Origin of the sequence: Pseudoalteromonas luteoviolacea S2607, from assembly GCF_001625575.1 — a bacterium.
Taxonomy (GTDB): Bacteria; Pseudomonadota; Gammaproteobacteria; order Enterobacterales; family Alteromonadaceae; genus Pseudoalteromonas; species Pseudoalteromonas luteoviolacea_E.
The window spans coordinates 165,697-188,666 of the sequence record NZ_AUXV01000008.1 but is presented as its reverse complement, the minus strand read 5'-3'; the positions used below and the strand labels follow the sequence as shown (position 1 = coordinate 188,666).

General features: G+C 41.4%; 23 protein-coding genes. 7 read left to right on the top strand and 16 right to left on the bottom strand.

Features of this window, described 5'->3' with window-relative positions; all coding sequences use genetic code 11:
* Positions 1-49: 49 nt before the first annotated feature.
* From N480_RS07680 to N480_RS07670, 3 genes are read right to left on the bottom strand one after another with little or no spacing between them, the layout of a single operon-like run.
* Positions 50-2,296 carry an NAD(P)-binding protein gene (locus N480_RS07680; protein ID WP_063371931.1) on the bottom strand — a complete coding sequence of 749 codons (2,247 nt, stop codon included), beginning with the start codon at positions 2,294-2,296 and terminating at the stop codon, positions 50-52.
* Positions 2,297-2,314: 18 nt separating this feature from the next.
* Entirely contained in the window at positions 2,315-3,274 is a 960-nt protein-coding gene (locus tag N480_RS07675; protein ID WP_063371930.1) for a hypothetical protein, read from the bottom strand.
* Between the two features lie 24 nt (positions 3,275-3,298).
* A complete protein-coding gene (locus tag N480_RS07670; protein WP_063371929.1) occupies positions 3,299-3,910 on the bottom strand; it encodes a hypothetical protein in 612 nt (203 codons plus the stop codon).
* 301 nt (positions 3,911-4,211) lie between these two features.
* On the opposite strand from N480_RS07670, the gene N480_RS07665 reads away from it, so the two are divergent.
* Positions 4,212-5,051 (top strand): TIGR02285 family protein, encoded by an 840-nt coding sequence (locus tag N480_RS07665; protein ID WP_155732783.1) that lies wholly within the window; start codon positions 4,212-4,214, stop codon positions 5,049-5,051.
* Positions 5,052-5,091: 40 nt separating this feature from the next.
* On the opposite strand, the gene ttcA is transcribed toward N480_RS07665, so the two are convergent.
* The 7 genes from ttcA to seqA all read right to left on the bottom strand — a co-directional run bounded on the left by ttcA (position 5,092) and on the right by seqA (position 13,514).
* The gene (gene ttcA, locus N480_RS07660; protein ID WP_063371928.1) at positions 5,092-5,985 is read right to left on the bottom strand and encodes a tRNA 2-thiocytidine(32) synthetase TtcA; all 894 of its coding nucleotides are present in this window, start codon (positions 5,983-5,985) and stop codon (positions 5,092-5,094) included.
* A gap of 204 nt (positions 5,986-6,189) precedes the next feature.
* Positions 6,190-7,770 carry a dihydrolipoyllysine-residue acetyltransferase gene (locus tag N480_RS07655; RefSeq protein WP_063371927.1) on the bottom strand — a complete coding sequence of 527 codons (1,581 nt, stop codon included), beginning with the start codon at positions 7,768-7,770 and terminating at the stop codon, positions 6,190-6,192.
* A gap of 9 nt (positions 7,771-7,779) precedes the next feature.
* Positions 7,780-8,757: an alpha-ketoacid dehydrogenase subunit beta gene (locus tag N480_RS07650; RefSeq protein ID WP_063371926.1), complete on the bottom strand. Its 978-nt coding sequence runs from the start codon at positions 8,755-8,757 to the stop codon at positions 7,780-7,782.
* Positions 8,757-9,974, bottom strand: a complete 1,218-nt coding sequence (locus tag N480_RS07645; RefSeq protein ID WP_063371925.1) for a thiamine pyrophosphate-dependent dehydrogenase E1 component subunit alpha — start codon at positions 9,972-9,974, stop codon at positions 8,757-8,759. Before N480_RS07645 ends, N480_RS07650 begins: the two co-directional genes overlap by 1 nt.
* Positions 9,975-10,219: 245 nt before the next feature.
* The gene (gene astE / locus N480_RS07640; protein WP_063371924.1) at positions 10,220-11,251 is read right to left on the bottom strand and encodes a succinylglutamate desuccinylase; all 1,032 of its coding nucleotides are present in this window, start codon (positions 11,249-11,251) and stop codon (positions 10,220-10,222) included.
* Between the two features lie 67 nt (positions 11,252-11,318).
* A complete protein-coding gene (pgm, locus tag N480_RS07635; RefSeq protein WP_063371923.1) occupies positions 11,319-12,956 on the bottom strand; it encodes a phosphoglucomutase (alpha-D-glucose-1,6-bisphosphate-dependent) in 1,638 nt (545 codons plus the stop codon).
* A gap of 9 nt (positions 12,957-12,965) precedes the next feature.
* Positions 12,966-13,514 (bottom strand): replication initiation negative regulator SeqA, encoded by a 549-nt coding sequence (gene seqA / locus N480_RS07630; RefSeq protein WP_063371922.1) that lies wholly within the window; start codon positions 13,512-13,514, stop codon positions 12,966-12,968.
* A 126-nt stretch (positions 13,515-13,640) separates the two neighbouring features.
* On the opposite strand from seqA, the gene N480_RS07625 reads away from it, so the two are divergent.
* The 5 genes from N480_RS07625 to fur all read left to right on the top strand — a co-directional run bounded on the left by N480_RS07625 (position 13,641) and on the right by fur (position 16,102).
* Complete coding sequence (locus N480_RS07625) at positions 13,641-14,414, top strand: alpha/beta fold hydrolase (protein ID WP_063371921.1); 774 nt, start codon at positions 13,641-13,643, stop codon at positions 14,412-14,414.
* 88 nt (positions 14,415-14,502) lie between these two features.
* Positions 14,503-14,724, top strand: coding sequence for a DUF2788 domain-containing protein (locus N480_RS07620; protein WP_023399386.1), 222 nt, complete (start codon positions 14,503-14,505; stop codon positions 14,722-14,724).
* Positions 14,724-15,002 carry a LexA regulated protein gene (gene ybfE / locus N480_RS07615; protein WP_023399385.1) on the top strand — a complete coding sequence of 93 codons (279 nt, stop codon included), beginning with the start codon at positions 14,724-14,726 and terminating at the stop codon, positions 15,000-15,002. Before N480_RS07620 ends, ybfE begins: the two co-directional genes overlap by 1 nt.
* 13 nt (positions 15,003-15,015) lie before the next feature.
* On the top strand, positions 15,016-15,543 hold the full coding sequence (gene fldA / locus N480_RS07610; RefSeq protein WP_063371920.1) for a flavodoxin FldA: 528 nt from the start codon (positions 15,016-15,018) through the stop codon (positions 15,541-15,543).
* 115 nt (positions 15,544-15,658) lie between these two features.
* Positions 15,659-16,102 carry a ferric iron uptake transcriptional regulator gene (fur, locus tag N480_RS07605; RefSeq protein ID WP_063371919.1) on the top strand — a complete coding sequence of 148 codons (444 nt, stop codon included), beginning with the start codon at positions 15,659-15,661 and terminating at the stop codon, positions 16,100-16,102.
* A gap of 69 nt (positions 16,103-16,171) precedes the next feature.
* Here fur and N480_RS07600 read toward each other — a convergent pair whose 3' ends face one another.
* From N480_RS07600 to glnS, 3 genes are all read right to left on the bottom strand, one after another.
* Entirely contained in the window at positions 16,172-16,477 is a 306-nt protein-coding gene (locus N480_RS07600; protein WP_063371918.1) for a hypothetical protein, read from the bottom strand.
* 139 nt (positions 16,478-16,616) lie between these two features.
* Positions 16,617-18,431: a protein kinase domain-containing protein gene (locus tag N480_RS07595; protein WP_063371917.1), complete on the bottom strand. Its 1,815-nt coding sequence runs from the start codon at positions 18,429-18,431 to the stop codon at positions 16,617-16,619.
* Between the two features lie 99 nt (positions 18,432-18,530).
* Positions 18,531-20,192: a glutamine--tRNA ligase gene (gene glnS / locus N480_RS07590; protein ID WP_063371916.1), complete on the bottom strand. Its 1,662-nt coding sequence runs from the start codon at positions 20,190-20,192 to the stop codon at positions 18,531-18,533.
* 518 nt (positions 20,193-20,710) lie between these two features.
* Here glnS and N480_RS07585 point away from each other — a divergent pair.
* Complete coding sequence (locus N480_RS07585; RefSeq protein WP_063371915.1) at positions 20,711-20,983, top strand: hypothetical protein; 273 nt, start codon at positions 20,711-20,713, stop codon at positions 20,981-20,983.
* A 116-nt stretch (positions 20,984-21,099) separates the two neighbouring features.
* Here the strand turns inward: N480_RS07585 and N480_RS07580 are convergent, their stop codons facing one another.
* The 3 genes from N480_RS07580 to N480_RS07570 all read right to left on the bottom strand — a co-directional run bounded on the left by N480_RS07580 (position 21,100) and on the right by N480_RS07570 (position 22,904).
* The gene (locus tag N480_RS07580; RefSeq protein WP_063371914.1) at positions 21,100-21,705 is read right to left on the bottom strand and encodes a hypothetical protein; all 606 of its coding nucleotides are present in this window, start codon (positions 21,703-21,705) and stop codon (positions 21,100-21,102) included.
* 53 nt (positions 21,706-21,758) lie between these two features.
* Positions 21,759-22,250 carry a hypothetical protein gene (locus N480_RS07575; protein WP_063371913.1) on the bottom strand — a complete coding sequence of 164 codons (492 nt, stop codon included), beginning with the start codon at positions 22,248-22,250 and terminating at the stop codon, positions 21,759-21,761.
* Positions 22,251-22,328: 78 nt separating this feature from the next.
* On the bottom strand, positions 22,329-22,904 hold the full coding sequence (locus N480_RS07570; RefSeq protein ID WP_063371912.1) for a hypothetical protein: 576 nt from the start codon (positions 22,902-22,904) through the stop codon (positions 22,329-22,331).
* Positions 22,905-22,970: the final 66 nt, after the last annotated feature.

Genomic DNA, 22,970 nt, shown 5'->3' with positions numbered 1-22,970 from the left:
CCTCCAATAAAATTGCAGGCCTTTTCTGTTACTTAAGCGCTATTTTCTCTCAAGTTCCGTCGGGGTCAAAGCCATTTTCACCACTTATTTCTTCCGGAAGCCCACAAATTGCTCTTGAAGTTTGCATACCGGCCATAACAGCAGCTTCAACACACCCTGCATTAACGCCAGTTTTTATCCAGTCACCTGTAATATATAAGTTTTTAAACAAGGTACCGTCTGTATTCAACCGATAATCACTACTCCCTACTACTGACAATACGTAACGCTCACTTGGATCAACATTTACTCGCCAATATTGTGTATCAAAACGCACATCCGATGATGCTGCTCCGGGGTCGTACACAACATCCCACATAAAGTTCCCAACTGAATCATATGCTAAAGGCCAAAGAGGTTTCATTTCACTTTGAAGTTTTTCAATCGCGTTAACTTTAACTTTAGCTGTTTGCTCTTTAGGGAACGAATGTTCGCTACTTGGTGGGTAATAGTCGCAAGTAAATGCACTACAAAAATAGGCAATGTTACAAGGCGTATCGTTTGGCCAATCCTCCACTTCCAGTAAATTTGACATTGCAGCCCAAGTGTCAAAGGGTTGAGAAAATGCGCTAAGGATTGGACGCTCTTCACTTGGAGGAGTGTAATTAAAACCCAACTGTTCATCAGTCTTGTTCAACCATACCTGAAAAGCCTGAGTCGCAACCGTTTTTACCTGAGTGCTCTGCTGCTCAAATGCATAATCTAGTGCCAGTAGCTCAGGGCATAAGTGCTCTAACGACCCAACAGAAATACCAAACACGACTTGATCAAAATCGCGCATTCGCTTCAGCGTTTTTCTAGGTAGTGGGCGTTGATAATGCTGTTCGTATATTTGTGGCCAATCGCTCCAAAACGACTCTAAATTGACATTGTGCAGCTTGAGAAGCGAGGCTTGCTCTGCATCAATTTGCTCAAAGTTTGGCTTAGCGGGCCAACATGGCAGACCTTTAACATCCACAAGCGGTTCATACTTCCCATCTCTCAATGCCACCTGCTCAATTACTGAAATTTCTTCTACAACATAGTTTCCGTTTTCGTCTTGTCCAGGTTTTAACGACTCAATTTGGTTGAAAAACTCAAACTTTACACCGCGCTCATTGAGCAATTCATAGATAGGCGAAAATATAATATCTCCCATGCCAGCTTGCATTTTCCACATTACACCGCCCTTGTAGCACAACATAATTCTGATCATGGCCAACGACGCAACCCCGGCCTCTACATTGCCATTTTCAAAATCACCGTCTACGTAACCGAACACAAGATCATAAAACCCTCGAACTGGCGCAGACTCTACGGCATATTCTTTATCAGCCCCGTTGCGTGTCAACCAATATTTAAAATCATACTGATTTAGCACACCGAACCCGTTAGCATGTACACGGTCTCGGATCATACCAACCGTCATCGCAATGGCGAGATCTGCGCAAATATATGCGCGCCTAACAGCGGGGTTATCATCAATTAATTCCAACGCTTCACTGCGTAACCAACGTTTCAATTTTCTAACGATGTACCACGTTACAAGTCTATCTTTCGTGTTCGATAGCTTCTTATCTTTTGCTCGTAAGCTCATTAGCTCATGCAGTTGCGATATAAGGATTTTGGGCGTAGAAAGTATATCTTGTGCTTCATCTACCGCACTGTCGAAAAATGAACGCACTTTGTCTTCAACGCTATCAACTGCATCTGAAATTTCACTTGCAAGGTGCTGTAAAAGACTCCTGTCTCTACTTTTTCGAGTTTGCAACTCCACTTGCTTATGAGAAGCTTCTATCGCTTCTTCTAGTTCATCTATCCACTTATGAAGCCAAGCAATGACGAGCTCAACTAATTGCCAAAAATGAAGGTCTAGCGTGCCATCAGCGGGATTACCATCAATAAGAGGAAAATCCACAGGCCATGTTTCCCATTCATTATCTATATACTCTTGCAAAACCACAAAGCTATGCGGCTTGAGGGCTTGCTGCCAAGTATGAATCGGTATTGTTGAGGGCCTATTTAATTCGTTGTACACAGTTTCAATTGCGCGAAATGAATTCACATAGGCTCCAAACCATACATGCAAGCCATGCTCTTCTATGCGTTCGCCATATTCCGCGTTCCGGCCGCTTGCACCTTTGCCACCAAGCCGCCACCCTAACTGGTAGACAGTAATATCATACAAATCCTGCCAATTTTCTTTCTCAGTAAGGTACACAGCCGCTGTCATGGCCGATACCCCACCACCTAAGATAGCAATATTCTGTTTTGTCATGTTAAATCCTTACAATCTTTACAAATCTGCAGTAACTATTTCTTTTGCACCGTCTTGGTCAAAGTCCATGCAAAGGAAGTAAGGCAACTTGGCAAATTGCTCTCCCACTTTGATCCCAAACATTTCTTCTAGAGGAAAAGCGTCAACCTGATTAAAGGTTACTTTGTACTCATCTTTTAAAAAACCTAATTTGTGGATTTTCTTCACTGTTGAAGGAGAGTGTACGACCGCACTGTAAACACTATTTTCAGCATATCCATCTGGAAATTGTTTAAATAGAATTTGCGCTAATTGAGGATTAGAGAAACCCGTAAATAACTGCTTAAAGAAATCAATGCCAACGCCTAAATCAAGCACGCTGTTATGAATCAGGTCTGCAACCTCTTTACCAATTTCAATGGCTTCTTCAAACCAGGTATCGTCATCAGCCACTCTTTCTATCGACAACAACTCGTACCAAGCCATTTTTTTATCTGCTTCAAACGGCTGAAATGTTTCCAAGCTTAAGGAAAAATAATCGGCTCGATGTTGACTAGATGGCATCTGGTATTTGCACAAATATTTGTTATACCCCCAAGTTTCTCGGCCATTCACCAGCGCGTTTATATTATTTACCGTGATAAATGCCGGAAACCAATATAAATGCGTCATCTTATTTTCTTGTTTACTAATTTGCGCAATTGGTAGCCAGACGATGATATCTGTCTCTTGCATATACCCATAATTACTAAAAGGTGGCACTTTAGAGGCAATATTTTCGATATCTGTAAATGTTAATAAGCAATAAGAAGACAAAGCCCGAAAAGCAATGTTTTCACTTGGTACTGAATTTAGTGTTAAATCTACATAGTTTTGGATGGTATCGAGCTCACCTTTTACAAAAAAACCATACATCATTGCATTAAGCATTCTGCATGGCGGTTTTGCTATAGGGTTTCCCGGGAAGTGTCTATAAGGAATACGAGGCTGGTCTGACATACATAACTCCTTCTACTTTAAGTTTTACATAGTCAATTCTAGTCCACTTTTTATTCTCCGGTTGGCTAATTTTAACTTTATTGCTTCTTCGATATTGCCTTGGCAAACTCGCGTATAATGCTGATATGCCTGAGCACAGAAGTTTTCAGAAAGCGAGTTCATAAAACCATGTGAGTATCGTGTTCGATAACACTTTACACCGTGTACACTCGATAAGTGCCCTATGACTGGTTTAACATCAAAATGCTTTTCTTCATAGGGAAAATAGATATCAACATCGCATTTTGGATGTAACTGCAAGTGGTTGCGTATCTGCCCCGGATAAAATGCAATAAGCTTAGTAGCGCTCTTTATCGGCATCGCAGCTAGCGCGCGCCAACTAGCAACTGCCCCCGCTGAAAATCCAATTATTAAATCAGGTTGCTTACTTGAAATGGCTTCTACGACCTTCTCAACATATTTGTCATGTCCAGTCGTTTCAATAAATTGTTGATAGACGGATGGCTCATCTCTATCAATGTGCCCCTGTCTAAAAGGATAAGGCGAACAGATAGCGGTGCTGCCATCTAATTCATTTACAAAGCCCTCAAGGCTTTTTGTTTGACCGAAAATATCACTCACTACAAGCGTAATCATAGCGTTTCTCTTATTATTGAAATTAACTTGATACGCCAACCCTGTATTCTACCCGAAGTGTTTGGTTAAAAACACTTTTTACTAACCTAAAAACAAGACCAATCCCTGAACAAACTCTATTGGCCACCTCACTTATTCCCAAAAAAGGTTGGTGTACGAATTAAAATGTAGCAAAAACACTAAAATTGTAAAATTAAATAAAGATTCAAACTTATAAATTTTAACGCTCGTAATTTAGTATGAGTTGGAAATTGCTCCGTTTTTGCTAAGCTTTATTGATAATAAAAGAAGAGAGTTAAGCGTGCGCAAAACATTATTTTTGTTATTAATGCTAATTGGGCCTGCTAAAGCCAAGTCGATAGATTGGATCATCACTGATTTTCCACCCTATTACATGATTAGTGACGACCTTGAAGGTACTGGCCGTGATGAGTTAGTAATCAATTTACTTCACGATCACTTACCTGAATACAGTGAAAACAAAGTGTTTTTTCCTGCTAGCAGAGCTATCAGGGCATTAAGCGATAAAAGAAAAACCTACTGCATGTTGTCGCTTTATAAGACCGCTGAACGGCAGGCGTTTATGCACTTCAGCGACAGTTATGCGACGGTAGGCCTCTCCCCCACACTCGCTATTTCGAATAGCACACTTGCCGCACTCAACAAACAGCAATTAGAAAAAGTAGGCCTAAAACAATTTATTGAAACAAACAAATTAGTATTAGGTGTTGCCATGCAGCGCTCATATGGCAGTAGGTTGGATGAAATCATCAAATCATTGCCAAAAGATCAAGTACTCACAAGACCTGGGCAAGACGCATTGGAAAGCTTAACCAATATGCTCATTAAAAAGCGAGTAGATGCTGTTATTGGATACCCCAGTGAACACCATTATATTCATAAACTTACTCACACAAGAGCCCAACTGTCACAATTGTTACTAGATGACATCGCCCCATTGGCATATGGGTATGTGGGATGCACTAAAAACGAGAATGGTAAGCAAATAATCAATATGCTCAACGAAACAATACCTGAACTAACAGATTCGCAGGCATTCAAGAATATCATGGTTAAGTGGTTGCCTAGCTACCTAGAAACTAAGTTAGACAGATTGTTGAAAGGCAAGGTGAGCTCTTGAATCAGGCGCTTTTAGATAAGCACCTGATTAAATTCTAAAGTTAAATATTTGTTACATCGATAAACAAAGATTCATCGATGTTTGTTGAGGATACTGTCGCTTCACTAAACTGATACTCGTCACGTGCTGCGTCTCTGTCGATAGGCAAATTTTCAAAATCAAACAAATTAGTATCTGCCAGTTGGCTTGGGCTCACATTTTGCAGCGACTTAAAGATGCTATCTACTCTACCAGGCGCTTTCTTATCCCATTCAACCAACATAGCCTTAATATTTTGTCGCTGTAAATTTTCTTGAGAGCCACAAAGATTACATGGAATAATCGGGAATTGTTTGTGCTCAGCATACTTTATCAAGTCTTTCTCTCGACAATAAGTAAGCGGCCTGATCACCACATTTCTGCCATCGTCTGATCGCAGCTTTGGCGGCATGGCCTTTAGTCTTGAGCCATGGAACATATTCAAGAACATCGTTTCAACAATGTCATCCATGTGATGACCCAGTGCTAGTTTAGTTGCCCCAATTTTCTCCGCGAAAGAATATAACGTACCGCGGCGTAACCTTGAGCACAAACCACAAGTAGTCTTACCTTCTGGCACTTTTTCTCTAACGACAGAGTATGTATCCTTATCAACAATATAATAAGGGATATCCAAGCTCTCAAAATACTCAGGTAAAATATGCTCTGGGAACCCGGGTTGCTTTTGGTCCAAATTTACAGCGACAACATCAAAGTTAATTGGCGCTGCTTTTTTCAGATTCAGCAGTATATCGAGCATTGCGAAAGAATCTTTACCGCCGCTAATGCAAGCCATCACAACATCACCCTCTTCGATCATATTGTAATCTTTGATTGCATTACCAACGTTTCTACGCAGTTTCTTTTGCAATTTATTAAATTCAAGTACTTCTTTTCTATCGTCTTTCTGGTTCATTACGACTTCTCAAGCCTACGCTAAAATGGCTTTTTAATTGCTACGGGTAAAAATTTTTAGGATGTGGATTATACGGATTTTTGCTAGCGGTTGGAATATATCTGAGTAGATAAACAACCCGCATTCCAAAAGTTTTTATAAAAAATTGAAACGCCTCCAAAACCAGGGCTTTGGAGGCGTGTAAAGGTCCTTTACAAAACTGATTTAGCGCATGGCCATCATCATTTTCGCAGGTTCCTCTAAGAAAGACTTCCAAAGGTTGTTGAATCGGGCAATCGTACCACCATCAATAACTCGGTGGTCACCAGACCAGCTTACTTGCATGATAGAACGTGAGACAACATTACCACTCTCGTCAAAACGAGGCAAATGCTGTAATTTGCCCAATGCCACAATCGCAACTTCTGGCTTATTAATGATTGGTGTTGCAGTTGTTCCACCGATGGCACCGATATTAGATATCGAAATCGTGCCACCCTTTAAGTCATCTGGAGACACCCGGCCTTCTCTCGCAGCATCCGTTAATTTAGTAACTGACTCCGCTACATCAACAATCGACTTGTTCTGACAGCCTTTAATATTTGGTACAAGAAGACCTAGTTTACTGTCTACTGCCATACCTATATTGTGGTCATCAAAATAAGTGATTTCTGTACAATCATCATTTACTTTGGAGTTTAAGATTGGGAACTCTTTAATCGCAAGAGAAAGCGCTTTAATAAAGAACGGCATCATTGTTAACTTAATACCTTGCTTTGCGTATTGCTCTTTTAACGTCTTTCTAAGCGCAATCAGCTCTGTTAAATCAATCTCATCACTATATGTAAAGTGCGGAATTGTTGAAACAGAAGCCACCATCTGCTTCGCCATGGCAGCCTTCATACCGCGTATTGGTTCAACACGTGTGCCACCTGAACTTACTGTAGCAGCTTGAGGTGCAGGCACCTCTTTTTCAGGCGCAACTCCTAGAGGCGCTGACGTATTGTCACCTTGCAAATATTTTTCTAAGTCTTCTTTATAAACACGGCCATTCTTACCACTCCCCGCCACCAAACGGATATCAATGTCCATTTCTCGCGCGCGTCTTCTAACAGCTGGAGATGCAACGGCTTTGCCTGTAACAGCTTTACCGTTGACTGAATCGTTACTAGGCTGAGCTGGTTGTGGTTTATGTATCTCTAACTGTGCTTCAACGGTTTGGGCAGGTGCACTTTGCGTGCCCGCAGAGCCTGTAATCCGCACCTGAAATAGTGGGCTATGTACCTGAGCAATATCACCTTTTTTATAATGAAGCTTTTCTACTACGCCGTCATACTTTGCAGGGATTTGAACCAGAGCTTTGTCTGTCATTACATCACAAACTGCCTGATCTTCTTTGATCTCTTGACCTTCGGTTACTAGCCACTCAACAATTTCACATTCGACAATCCCCTCACCGATGTCCGGTAAGATAAAGTCTTCAAGGTGTGAACCCGTTGCTGGTGCCTGCTCAGTTGAATTTGAGCTTTCATTACTATTTGTGTCAGCGGCTTGTGACGCAGACTCACCAGCTACATCCATCGCAAATAAAGGCTCGTGCACTTTGGCAATGTCACCTTTTGCATAGTGCAGCTGAGTGATCACACCATCATGTACAGCTGGAATTTGTACAAGCGCTTTGTCTGTCATTACATCACAAATCGGCTGGTCTTCTTTTACAGTATCGCCAACCGCAACCAACCACTCTACAACTTCGCACTCTACGATGCCTTCGCCGATATCTGGTAAAATAAATTCTTTAGACATGACTTATCCTTAAAATTCCACTGACTTTTTAATCGCTTCAAACACTTTCAGTGCATCTGGTACATACTCTTTTTCAAGTGCCAATGGGTAAGGAGTATCAAGCCCACACACTCGCTCAATAGGCGACTCAAGATGTAGGAAACACTCTTTCTGAATTGTTGCTGCAATCTCAGCTCCAAAGCCATTAGTAATCGGTGCTTCATGACTAATAACTAAACGCCCAGTCTTGGTTACTGACTTGATCAGAGTCTCTGCGTCCCAAGGTAGAATCGAGCGTAAATCAATAAGCTCACAGCTAATTCCTGCTTCCTCAGCTTTCTGAGCGGCTTGTTCAATAATTTCCATTTGAGCCCCCCAAGCAAGCACAGTTACATCTGAGCCTTCTTTAACGACTTCAGCTTTACCTATTTCAATGCTGTAATCTTCTTCTGGCACTTCACCGACCGACGCACGGTAAAGTCGCTTAGGTTCAAAGAAAATGACTGGGTTGTCGTCTTTGATACATGCCCTTAATAAGCCCTTTGCTTGGTATGGATTACGCGGCACAACCAACTTTAAGCCTGGTGTGTGAGCAAAGTAGGCTTCTGGTGACTGAGAGTGATATAAGCCACCTGCGATACCACCACCATAAGGTGTACGGATTGTTAGGTTTCCTACATTAAATTCGTTACCTGAACGGTAGCGGAATTTAGCGGACTCATTTACGATTTGGTCGAAAGCGGGAAAGATATAATCTGCAAATTGAATTTCAGCAAGCGCTGGAGCACCAAAAGCTGCCAAGCCATTGGCAAAACCAAGAATACCCTGCTCTGTTAACGGAGTATTGAAAACACGGTGTTTGCCATACTTTTCTTGAAGACCTGAAGTTGCGCGAAATACACCACCAAAATAGCCAACGTCTTCACCAAAAATACAAGCTTGTGGGTGCTCAGCCATGCTGATATCTAACGCCGAATTAATGGCGTGTAACATATTCATTTTAGCCATTATTTAATTCTCCCTGCTGTTACTGGATAGGCGTCCGGATATTTTTTAATGTGCTCTTTTAATTCTTCATATTGTTGTTGTAGGGCTGGAATTGGCGTGTCGTAAACGTCAGAAACAAGCTCTTCTAGTGCAGGTTTTTGTACTTTTTCTGCCACTTTCAGCGCAGCTAAGATCTCTTCTCTTATTTTATCTTTGATAGCTTCGTCTTCATTTTCATCTAACCAGCCTTGTTTCAGTAGCCAAGTTTTAAACCTTGCTACTGGGCAGCTATTTTTAAACTCAGCTTCTTCATCTTTTGTACGGTAGCCGGATGGATCATCTGAAGTTGAGTGTGCACCTAGGCGATAAGCAATAGACTCAATCAGCACAGGCTCGCCTGTCGTCACTGCTATTTCACGTGCTTTCTTGGTCGCTTCGTACACAGCTAATGTGTCTGCACCATCCACACGGATTGTTTTAATACCGTAACCCACACCACGAGAAGCAATACCATCCCCTTTGAACTGTTCATCTGCAGGTGTAGAAATTGCGTATCCGTTATTGCGAGCAAAGAAGATCACAGGTGCTTTGTGCACTGCAGCCATATTCAGACCCGCGTGGAAGTCGCCTTCGGACGCGGCGCCCTCTCCAAAATAACAGATTGTTACGTTGTCTATTTCTGAACTCAGTTCTCCTGAAGCTTTATCAATATGCTTAAGCTTTTGCCCGTAAGCATAGCCTGTCGCCTGAGGTATTTGAGTTCCTAAAGGAGAGGAAATTGTTAAATAGTGCAGTTCATTCGAGCCATAGTGAACCGGCATCTGTCGGCCTTTACCCAAATCTTTTTCATTTGAAAAAAGCTGGTTCATAAACTGTTCTAACGTGAAACCTCGATAGTGCAATGCGGCTTGTTCACGGTACTGAGCCATGATCATGTCATCTTGCTTTAATGCGGCTGCACTTGCTGTAATTGCAGCTTCTTCGCCCAAACATTGCATGTAAAAACTGATACGGCCTTGGCGCTGCGCAGCTTGCATACGTTCATCCAACAAACGGATAAATCTCATTGTGCTATATATCTTAAGTGCAGTCTCTTTATCTAGCTCTGGCGCTGTCGCACCATCCAAGATTTCTCCCTGTTCACTCAAGATTTTCAATGTTGGAATATTAAGCGCATGACCATCGATGAATTCGAGTGCATGGCTTATATTTAACGATATGTTATTGGGGTTAGTCATAACCTACCTTCTCTTGTTGTCATCGCCAATTTGCAATACTTGCAGTCAAGAGCATCGACATACAGCCCGCTAATAGAGTTTTGAATAATTAGTGCGGTAAATGCAAATTACTTAAATTAAAGCTTTTGCCACTTTACGTTAACGTAAACGGTTATTCAACTAATCCTAGATGAATAACCGATAATTTGCATTTTTATTCTGGAAAGATTTCGATACGGTTATGAAAATACTTTTATTTCAGATGGTTAAACAAAGTTCTCGTTAACTTCCATTGGAATTACGGTTAACAATGCACGTTGACCCAGCGCAACTTTTGCGTTTGGAAATATAATTGCTTCACCTTCCACTTCTGCAAAAATCTGATTTTCACCGTCTGTGGCTAATAATTCACCTTTCGCAAAACCGGTGAAATTTACAGCACTGTCGGGGAACGGGAAAGAAAAGTCTTCACAAGTGCGATTTATTGTTCTGTGCACTGTAAACAACTCGAAGTCTTCCGCATTAAATTCCTTATATTCCACTTCTTCTTGGCTAATTAATGCTTTCAAAGTTTGCTTTGTAGCTTCGAAACTCGCCATATTGTTTTGACCAAATGGCTTCACCTGCCCGAGTTCAACTGTGAAGGCGTCTGCGCCAAATTGCTTTGAGGAAAAATAGCTAAACGTGGTTGCAGCAGAGCTCATCATTAAAACAGTATTTACACCGCATGATAATAAAAATTGAAGTTGTGATTTTTTCCACGCTTTACCATGTAAGAATGGGTAAACAGCAAACTTTTCATTTTTAGAACCACGAATAGCAGTATGTAAATCATAATGCGCGCGGTAACGGCCTTCTTCAACACTAGTAAAGAAAGTGCGTACATAGGCCTCTAACTTAGCAGCTCTAAGTTGTTCAGGGTTTTCTGAGCGATTTTCATGCGCCCCATTGAACAAGCGATTTAAGTTTTCATCCACAAAACGCTGGCCAATATTGATCGATTTAGGGTTGCCATAAATGAACAATACTCGTTGTTTTAACTCCAGTTTACCCAGAATAATTTGTTGAATGAGCTCGTCACAAATTTCGATAGGCGCGGTCTCATTACCATGCACTGCACTTGAAAGTACGATGTCTTTAGTGGTTTTGACCTTAGGCGTAAATTCAATAACACCGGTATCCATGACTTTAACCTCTGTACCATTGGCCAAGGTAAATTGACTCGGTTCAAGTGAAAATTCGTTTTCACGAGTAATGGTTAGAAAGTCGCCTGTTGTTTTTAATGTATCAAGGTACATACTGTCACCTTATGAGAGATAGAAAAAAGAAAAGGCCATTAGAATGGCCTTTGAGAATTGTATTAACTTAACTAATCACACTATCTACTAGTGCTTTCGCTGCGCTTTCAAGTTCGGCTAGGTGCGCCTCACCTTTGAAAGACTCTAAATAAATTTTGTAAATGTCTTCAGTGCCAGAAGGCCTAGCAGCAAACCAACCGGACTCTGTTACGACCTTTAAGCCGCCAATCGCAGCCCCATTGCCAGGTGCATGAGTTAAAATGTCGGTAATTTTATCTCCAGCCAATGTCGTCGCTGTGACATCGTCAACACTCAAAGCCTTCAAGCGTGCTTTTTGAGGGTCAGTTGCAGGCGCATCAATTCGCTTATAGCTTGGCGCACCAAATTGTTGCTCTAATTCACGATATCTTTCAGACGGCGTTTTGCCCGTTACCGCTAATATTTCGGCAGCCAACAAACCAAGAATAAAGCCATCTTTATCTGTATTCCAAACGTCGCCATTCTTTCTTAGGAAAGACGCCCCCGCACTTTCTTCACCACCAAATGCTAGCCACTTATCGCTTAGCCCTTCAACAAACCATTTAAAGCCCACCGGAACTTCATAGACTTCATGCCCTAGGTTACTAACGACTTTATCAATCATGCCACTAGAAACTAGCGTTTTGCCTACTTTGATATCTTTTGCCCAATCACGGTGTTGAAGCAAATAATCTATAGCCACTGCCAAGAAGTGGTTTGGATTCATCAAACCATCTTTCGTTACTATTCCATGACGGTCGTAATCAGGATCATTACCTATGCCGATATCATAATCATCTTTCAATGCAATCAGGTTAGCCATCGCAAACGGTGACGAGCAGTCCATACGAATTTTGCCATCTTTATCTAACGGCATAAACGCAAAACGAGGATCAACTTCATCATTGACGACGGTCAATTTCAAGTTATAACGTTCGGCAATTACAGGCCAAAAATTAATGCCCGAACCACCTAATGGATCTATTCCAATGTTTACCTGTGCTTTGGCAATGGCTTCTAAGTCAATTACATTAGCTAGGTCCTCAACATACGGTGTTATCAAGTCTTCATATTTAATAAAACCAGAGCGCTTAGCCTTAGCAAATGGAAATAGCTCTACTTCAACCAAGTCTTCACGTAATAACTGATTGGCTCTTTGTTCAATCCAATTTGTGATATCGGTATCAGCTGGACCACCATTTGGCGGATTATATTTAAAGCCCCCATCCTCTGGTGGGTTGTGTGATGGCGTCACTACGATCCCGTCTGCTAGCTCCTGAGGGTGCGCCCTATTGTGGCTAACAATCGCATGGCTAACGACCGGAGTTGGCGTGAAGTCATCTCCCTCTTGGGTAATCACTTGTACCTCATTGGCAACAAGCACTTCAATTGCTGAGTTAAATGCAGCCTCTGAAAGCGCATGTGTATCTTTGCCCAAGAAAAGCGGACCAAAAATATTGTTTGCCTTGCGGTAGTCACAGATTGCCTGCGTGATAGCCAAGATATGTGATTCGTTAAATTTCACATTATATGAGCAACCGCGATGACCAGAAGTGCCAAAAGCGACACACTGTTCCGGATTAACTTCTAAATCTGGCTCATTCAAATAATAAGCTGAAACCAGCTTTGGAATATTCGCGAGCTGGGATTTGGGAGCTGGTTTGCCTGCGTTTGGATGGTTTGCCATCACATTTCCTTATAGGTAGTCTCGAATGGTTTCTGCTTGTTGCTGAGAGTAGCCTAAGTTTAGCGCTACTTCGTGCAACATCATCTTTTTACGCGTGGTATTTGAATTGGTCATGACCCAATATTCACTATCGGTGATATTTTTTGGGTTCATACTGCTCCCACTTTCAAGCAACGCTTCTTTACTTTTTGCAAAATAAATTCTATCTCGCCCTTTAATTTCAAGCACTTTATTAAACTGGGCTTTATGTGTTCTGTGAAACGCAGCCAAAATAAATAAAAATCTGCCAACTACGCCCTTTTGCATAGCAAGTTCTTCTTTATTTAAGATGTTAAACACATTTGCTGTTTCTTTTACTGGCTCAGGCTTCTCCTCAACCTCTTGAATAGGCTGAATTGGTTCCACTTTTTCATCTTCGGTTACCGCTTTTACCGAATCGACCTGTGAAGGCTCTAACTCTAATAAACGACGCAGGATCTGTGAGGCGCTCTCACCAATACTCTGCGTATTGCTTGCAATGTATTGATATAGCTCGTCATCTATTTCTATTGTTTTCATGCTTGTCCTGTCATTTTGTACATATACCGCATCTGCGATGGATTATATCTAAATTTATCTTATTCCTCTACGGCTTTGATTTTTGAATTAACACTGGCAAAATAGCATCGCTAACTTGGAGGTATTATGTTACTCAATTTTAAACAAAGTGGATTGGACCAAAATAACGCTAGAACAGTGATTCTGATTCACGGTTTATTTGGCTCTTTAGAAAATCTAAATGTCATCGCCAGAGCCTTGAAACCCAATTTCAATGTCATCAATGTCGACCTTAGAAATCATGGTCGTTCTTTTAAAAGTGACGACATGAATTACCAAGTTATGGCAGCAGATGTGCTCTCGCTTGTAAGCCACCTAGGCCTTAAAAATGTGATTTTAGTTGGCCACTCCATGGGCGGTAAAGTTGCAATGCAAGTCGCGATGCTTGACGAACAAATTGTTGATAAGCTCGTTGTTCTTGATATTGCGCCAGTAGACTACCACCCTAGGCACAACACTATCATTACGGCTTTGAATAACGTGAGCCAGCAATCACCCGCGAACCGAAATGATGCCGATAAAATCATGTCTAACTATATAGAAGAGCTTGGGGTTAGACAGTTTTTATTGAAAAGTCTTGCGAAAAACCAGCAAGGTCAGCTTGAGTGGCGATTTAATTTGTCGGTAATCGAACAAAATTATTCTAGTATTATCGCTAACATAGATACACCTCGTACCTGTTTGTGTGATACGCTCTTTATTAAAGGAAATAATTCCGATTATATACTGGCGGAACATAGAGAGGCCATTGTCGGCGCGTTTGCAAACGCCAAGGCTAAAATCATTCAAGGTGCCGGCCATTGGCTTCATGCTGAAAAGCCAGAAGCTGTCAATCGTTCAATTATTGATTTTATTCAATAATTGTCAGAGATTTTTATGCCGGGCAGCTTAATTTATTGTAGATAGATATGCTATAGTAGCCGCCGTTTAAGGTTTTAGTAGTGCAAAGATGATCAGTCAATACATAAATGAGTTTGAAACTCTTGGTTTTTACTTTGCTCTCGCATGTATATTCTTTCTTATTGGAATGGCGATTCAGGACGTTCTAAAGAAGGGTGACGTGCCTAAATTTGGTCGATACATCGTCTGGCTGGTGTTGTTTTTAGGTTGTTCTGGTTTTATAGCCAAAGGTGTTATCCAAGTGTTTTGGCAAGGTGCGGGTGTTGGTTAATGGCCAAGTCTGAATTAGATAGAACAACTATCGACTTATTTGAAAATGAAAAGCGCCCTGGTCGGCCCAAAACAAATCCCTTACCTAGGGAGATGCAGCTTAAGATCAACAAGCGTAATCAAATTAAAAGAGATAGAGCAAGAGGGTTAAAGCGCGTAGAGTTCAAAGTTTCTTCAGAACTTTACCAAGCATTGAGTGATATGGCAGAAGAGCAGAATATCAGCCGTAGTGCACTCATTGAAACCATCTTGCAAGAGAAATTAGCGATTAATAGATAAAGGTAAGTAATTAATGGCAAGCGTAGGTATTTTTTTCGGCAGTGATACGGGTAACACCGAACACGTTGCTAAACAGATCCAAAAAGAATTAGGCAAGAAGTTAATTGATGTTAAAGATATTGCTAAAAGCAGCAAAGCTGACATTGAAGAGTTTGACCTAATCTTGTTTGGTATCCCTACTTGGTACTATGGTGAAGCACAGTGTGACTGGGATGACTTTTTCCCTGAATTAGAAGAAATTAACTTCGAAGGTAAGTTAGTTGCTATCTTCGGTTGTGGTGATCAAGAAGACTATGCCGAGTATTTCTTGGATGCGATGGGTATGGTAAACGACATTGTAACCGAGCGTGGTGCAATTGTTGTGGGTCACTGGTCAACTGAAGGCTATGAATTCGAAGCGTCGAAAGCACTTGTGGACGACAGTCACTTCGTTGGTCTTGGTATTGATGAAGATCGCCAGCCAGAGCTAACTGAGCAACGTATTAAAGCTTGGTGTGCGCAGGTTTATGACGAAATGTGCCTGAGCGAGCTAGAAGATTAATTCTTGAATTATTAAAACAAGCTTTGACTTGTTGCCCGTGCACGTTATTCTTAAGAAAAAGGTCGTGCTTATTCTTAAGAATTGAAGTAAAAGAAATTAGATTGAGACAGATTAAATGACTGATCACAACTTAGAGCTTAAAAAGGCGGGCTTAAAAGTCACCTTACCGCGTATTAAAATTCTAGAGATTTTACAATCTCCAGAAAATCAACACATCAGCGCTGAAGACGTATACAAGATTTTATTAGACAAGGGCGAAGAAATTGGCCTTGCTACTGTATACCGTGTTTTAAACCAATTTGATGACGCTGGTATTGTGACTCGTCACCACTTCGAAGGCGGAAAATCTGTTTTTGAATTATCGGGCAGCACACACCATGATCACTTGGTATGCTTAAAGTGCGGTAAAGTTATTGAATTTGAAGATGACGTCATCGAAACTCGTCAGGTTGAAATTGCAACTAGCAATGGCATCAAGCTGACCAACCACTCTTTGTACTTGTACGGTGAGTGCGTTGATGAGGAAGCTTGCAGAAAGTTTACTGAGTCGGAAGAATAATAATAGCGTAAAAGCTATTACGATATTAAAGCCAGCACTAAGCTGGCTTTTTTTATGGGTAAATCATACCTAGGTTGTGGTTTTCTCTAGCCCGTACAAAGCGTCCGCAACGCGCTTTAAATCCACCTCAGTCACAAAATCGTCTGACAACGTTAGTATCGCATTTAGATTGTTTTTCAGCTTATCTTTACACATGGGCTCCGGCTTTAGCGCGGTTTGTAATAAGTGAAGGGACATGTCTGCTATTAGCAAACGCTGCTTTTCTGGCCATGAGTCGTCTCCTTGAACTGCTTTGTGACGTACTATTGCCTGCTCTACTTCGTCATGGATCCCCCAACTTAAGGTTAAGATCTCCTGCCTTTTCTCTTTGTCCATAATTCCTCCTTTAAACAAAGGGTGCTACAAGCAACTGAGAATTACAATTGACAATTCGTCATATACTATGAAGAAATTAACTACTCTAGTTTAGGCATATAGCGTTCGCCTCAACTCCCCTTATATGCACTGTGTCTATTCAGTTTCTTTTGGGGTTTTTGGGATAAAAGTGTTCAGGTTGCCGAGGGCACAGCGAAAACTCACGCGTATTTTTATAAGGTAGTTTCATAAACCCAGCTACACCATAATCTTGAATACTCACCGTGTACTGAATTATCTCACGTAACAAAGCTGAAAACTTCTCTTCTTGTGCTGCATCTAACAGTCGATAGTAATAGTGGATTTTCAATCGGTCACTCAGTGACTCAAATATAATACAACCCGTATGATGAATTTTATTTAATTCAAACACGCACTGGATGATTTGCTTGGGTAAGTTGAGTTGCTCATCGGGGTCTTTACCATCTTCAAAGTACGAGTGCGGGCGGGTCACTTCCGACGCGGCTACGTGGCTAACGCTGTATTGTAGCTCTGGTAAATTTTCAAATATATAGGCGCCAGTGTCATCTCGCTGTAATTGAATTGTTTGTCGAGCATCAAACAGACAACATTTAAATAGCCCCTTTTGCTCTATTCCCTGTGCCAGCATCACCGTAGCACTGACAGCATCAGAGAATGCCTCATTTAACGATTCGTCATTTAGCATCAAGCTCGACTCAACATATACAGACTCTTCTTGCCAATGAAAACTCAACCCCCCTACCACGGGGTATTTTGCCAATCGACTAATAGATGCTAAGAAAGCTTTTTCTGTATCTCCAGTATCAAACAAAAACTCTTTGTAATACCTATCTAATTGAGCATCATTAACATCTAACAATTGTTGATTGTGATCAGCCCTGCGTAAAAACTGTTTGCGTGAACTATATACTACGGTATCAGGTTGTTCCTGTAAGTGCGTTATCCAAAAGGGAATTGGCGCTTTGCTTTGCGGCATGTCTAGGTTGGGTAAATATACTTTTGCCATTGCCGGCATATTACGCATAAAGTAATCGCCTGCCTGATCTCTCACTTCTTTGTCTTTACTTAGCATTCCATCTATAACGCGAGCAAACTCCTTTGGCAACCCCAAGCTTGCAGCTGGGATCACACTAGCACCAAAGCGACATGACTGCGCACTTGCCAGCGCATAGATAGTCGAAGCAACGCCTTGTTCATCAAATCGAGGGGAAGAGCGCGCGCCGGACATTTGCTCATCTCCGATGAAGTAGACATCCCCCATTCGCGCATTGGTACTGGCAACGTCAGACGACATTAAATCCATAATATTGCTTGCAATTGGCTCTCCGTGTACATCCACTTGTGCATAAACGGAGCTTCCCCAGTCCACCAGCGAAAAAGCATCTGAGGCTTGATCCCAGACTATATTTGAAGGCTTGATATCACCATGAACAACAGGCTGAGGTGACATGCCATTTTTTCGCTCGCGCAGGTCCACTAACACGTTTCGAAGTTTTAGAGCCAGCTGTACAAGATCACGTGCGCTGAATCGACCTTGCTTAATTGAAATCTGTTCAAGGTCTTCGCCTTTAGCACGGGCCATCATTAAAATGCCCTGCTTTTTTACTCGCTCAAACGCAAAAAACTCTGGGACCATCGGGTTATCAATCTGAGATAACATGTAAGCTTCATCTTCAAGCCTGTCGCGAACGCTTTGTGCTAGGGTAATACGTGAGAACTTAAATACCCACTCTGCACCGCCTTCTTCAACGCCCGCAAATACAAAGCCAAAAGCCCCCGAGCCGATTAACTCAACGCCTTGGTAACCGAGCAAACTTAACTGCTTTTTGCATATATTCAGCCATTGGCGGTGCTTTTTAGCATCATGATGGGACAACAAATAAATAGATTGCTGCTCATTGATATAAAAATTATGAATTGACTGTTTACTCACGGTGAGTGCTTCTCAAACTAATATGATGAATATATTGAAAAAAAGGCCGACATTTGTCGACCTTTTTTATCAATTACTGCAAAGTATAATTGCTAAGCGTTATGCTTTTTCAATTTTTGCCCAAGAATCTCTTAACCCAACCGTCTGGTTAAAAGTTAACTTCTCTGCTTTATTATCGCGGCTATAATAACCAAGTCGCTCAAACTGGAAGCCTTGCTCAGCATCGGCTTTCGCTAAAGATGGCTCTAGCTTAGCATTGTTGATAATAAGCAATGAGTCAGGGTTTAACGTCGCTGTAAAGTCCTCTGCAGCCGCTGGGTTTGGAACACTGAATAAACGGTCGTATTGACGCACTTCCGCTTCAATACAGTGTGTCGCTGATACCCAGTGGATCACACCTTTTACTTTGCGACCATCAGTAGGGTTTTTACCTAAAGTTTCATCGTCGTAAGTACAGTAAATCGTTGTAATATTGCCAGCGTCATCTTCTTCAATACGCTCCGCTTTAATCACATAAGCGTTGCGTAGACGCACCTCTTTACCTAATACCAGTCGTTTAAACTTTTTGTTTGCTTCTACGCGGAAATCTTCACGTTCAATAAAGATTTCTTTGGTAAATGGCAGCTCACGTTCACCCATGTCTAGCGTTGGGTGGTTTGGTGCTGCAAGCATTTCAACTTTATCAGCATCATAGTTTTCGATAACGATCTTAACCGGGTCAAGTACAGCCATCGCACGTGGAGCATTTTCATTCAGGTCGTCACGGATACACGCTTCAAGCATTCCCATTTCGACCATATTATCTTGCTTAGTAATACCAATACGCTTACAAAACTCACGAATTGATGCAGGCGTGTAACCACGGCGGCGTAAACCAGCAATTGTTGGCATACGCGGGTCATCCCACCCTTCAACTTGACCGTTTTCAACCAGGTCATTCAGTTTACGCTTTGACATAACCGTATATTCAAGGTTTAAGCGTGAAAACTCAATTTGCTGAGGCTGACACTCAATACTGATATTCTCAAGCACCCAGTCATAAAGGCGACGATTATCTTGGAACTCTAGCGTACACAGTGAATGTGTAATGCCTTCAAGTGCGTCAGAGATACAGTGTGTGAAGTCGTACATAGGGTAAATGCACCACTTGTCACCCGTTTGATGGTGATGTGCAAAACGAATTCTGTAAATAATTGGATCGCGCAAAACCATGAATGAACTCGCCATATCAATTTTTGCACGTAATACACATTCGCCTTCTTTAAACTCACCGCTTCTCATTTTTTCGAACAGCGCTAAGTTTTCTTCAACAGATGTATCTCTATGTGGGCTATTTTTTCCAGGCTCAGTTAGCGTGCCGCGATACTCGCGAGCTTGCTCTGGAGATAGGAAACAAACATACGCTAAGCCTTTTTCAATAAGCTCAACCGCATAGCCGTATAAAGCGTCAAAATAGTTTGATGAGTAACAAACCTCACCATCCCAATCAAAGCCTAACCACTTCACATCTTCCTGAATAGAGTGCACATAATCGATGTCTTCTTTTTCTGGATTCGTATCATCGAAACGAAGATTACAAAGACCTTTATAATCTTGTGCTATCCCAAAGTTCAGGCAGATAGACTTAGCGTGGCCTATGTGCAAAAAACCATTAGGTTCTGGCGGGAAACGCGTATGGGTTGACGCGTGTTTACCGCTTGCCAGATCCCCGTCAATAATATTTCTAATGAAATTAGTTGGGCGATTCTCTGTATCCGCCATAGGAGGTCTTTCCTCTGAATATGTAGCTTGTTAACTGAGGCATTATTACAAAATAATTTGGTAACTTACAGCGCTTATCTACTGTTAAAGCCCATTTATTTAGTGTTTTTTAAACACTGAGCAAATTACAGACTATTTTGCAGCCAGTTTATTTGCTTAGGCTTTTGTTATGTGTCCTTGCAGCGAAGATTTCAAGTATTGCAACATAGCAAGAAGAGCATATAAGTTTGATGGAACTTAACCTACGTAGTGAGTTCATTTTGATGTGTGCGCAACTTTCAAAGTACCGGCAGGAAATACGTAAAAATAGAGCGATCTTCTTTATACAAAAGACAAAGCTCTTTAGAGCCATTTACGCAAATTAACCCATATAAGATAGCAACGCATTGTAACTTGAAAAGTTCCCATGTTGACGTTGTTCACTTTGTATTCAGTTTATGTTTTAGTTACAAGGTCTGACTAAGACGAAATGAAAAGATAGCCCTCCATATCTAGTAGATATTAATCAAGGAAATAAGATGAAAAAAAGTGTATTTATAAGCGCTGCGTTGGTTGCAGGTATCACCGCATTTAGCACAAGTGCAACAGCGACTGAAAACGTTAGTACAAGTGCAACGCAAAAAGTCTGTTATTATAAGCTAACCGCAGCACACAGCGACTCGACAGCACCACTTTGGGAAACAAAAACTGTGCGATCTTGGCAAAACTGTCCGCCAAGTTGGACAATTGCAGGCCCTGGTGGATGGGCGCCCGGCGGCGTGTATATTTATCAGTATCACATATTAAGATAATGGGTTATGGCGACTTGACGCTTTGATTCTTCGCTTGTGCCAAAAACCCAAAAGAGGTTTTGGGCACAAGCTGTCGATGCAGATCACCTCATCAATACCAGTCACAATGCGCAGTGTTAGCTTTCGAGTAAATAAGCGAGACGTTGTTTAAATCGCTCTCTTGGTACTTTATTCCAAAGCTCTTTATCCGACATTTCTTTACTAAAAGATGCTAAGTCATTTTGTGCGACATAACGTTGAATTCTTCGTCGTGTAGTTGGTGTGTAATCACCACGATATCTTAAGTCTATTAGGATATCTTTGATTTTTGGGTTTAAATTTTCCCAGTGCACCGCACCATAAGCTTCAACGCAATCTGCTTTATCGCAAATCCGCTTCACATCTCTTTCCATGTCCAAATAGGTCTTTTCAAATAAATTGATCTGTTCTTGATGGCTGACTTCAAACTCTTGAAGACCGTTTTTCTCAATGAACTTTCTAGCCGTGTCACCAAATAAACCAGCCGCAGTTGAAAGTAATTTAGCATCTTTTAAGCAAACACCGGCTTCAGAAAGTACAGAAAAAACTTCTTCGGGTTTACGATGTTTTAAATCAAAGCCGCGGCCAATAGTTAGGCCAGACCCATTGGTGGGTACATGCAGAATACGGCTATGGTAGCGCCCACCCTCTTGTCCTTCCTGTTCAAATGTGAATCGCCCTATATTTGGTAATTGTATAGCCATTTTAATCCCTAATTCACTGCTCTTTCAGCCCGCACGCAAGTCGAGCCAATGTTTTATACCGATAATATACCGATATTGGGAATTATTTCACCCTTCTCGGCATGCTCTATCCCTGTTTTTACTTTAATGAGCGCTTGTTTTTGCCTCACCAGTTCAAAGTATGCCACGCTAGCAAACAGCCATTGCTGTAACTTTGATGCTGACATTCTGTTGATATGTCCAATCGTTGTATCGCACATTTCACGACTTTGCTTGATACCTAAATAACATTGCATTTCAGCCAACAACTCACCTAACAGCCCTTTGGATGCAACGAGCAATAGCAATCCTGCGGTCTTTTGATCGTAAATTTTCGCCCCTTTTAACACTTGCCAAAGTTCAAACATGTAAAGGTCTTCGCACAGTGCTGATATCTCCTCGTGAGAAAATCCATGCATGCTAAGCGTTTGCCACAGGGCTAAGCTTTTTAACCCGAATAAGGTTTCATTTGGATCTGTTGATTCTAAGTTAAATGCATACTGAAATGCTTTTTGATAATTCGCCATGGAGCCACCTTTTGATTCAACTTAACTGCTGACGCATATCGGTGGCTTGTGTGAATGGTTTTTCACTCGGTTATATCACTAACTTAATTTGCCTCGAATTTGTAAAAATACCAGGCTCAAAAAATCTGATAGCATCGACTTAAACTCACTATGGTCTTCAAAGTTTGGCGGGCAAGGCCAATGAGGAAAATGAAGCTCTGGCGCAGGAACATTTTTGTAGTAAAACTCATCAGCAAAAAATAGTGGCTGAACCTGACTTGTGACCAGTTCCGTCAGGTACTTGGAGTAGATAAAAGAATGATTAGGTCGCGTAAAAATAAGTAACCGATTTAGTCCAATATCTGGCTCTGCTTGGTTACCTGAAAACAGCAAAGTGACCTGACTTATCACTTCGATGGCTGAATCCCCTTCGTGCAATGTTTGCTTTTCAATTTCAATTGAAGCTGTATACCCTTGCTCGACCAAGAGTGCTTTTGCTGTTTCTAAATGCGGCAGCACTCTGTTTTCAAATAGGCTATTCAAGTGCTGTAAAAGACTATGTCGATTATAGTCCAAGTAAGATTGTACTTTAGATTCAGCTACTTGATACTGCTGTTGACGCACCTGGTGCTCTTCAATCAGGGCGCGTAAGTTTGAATAATTATTTACAGGCATACACTTCTCCATTTTAAATTAAGGTTGGTTAAACTTGGGTGATACCAACCCGTTTGATACCTTGCC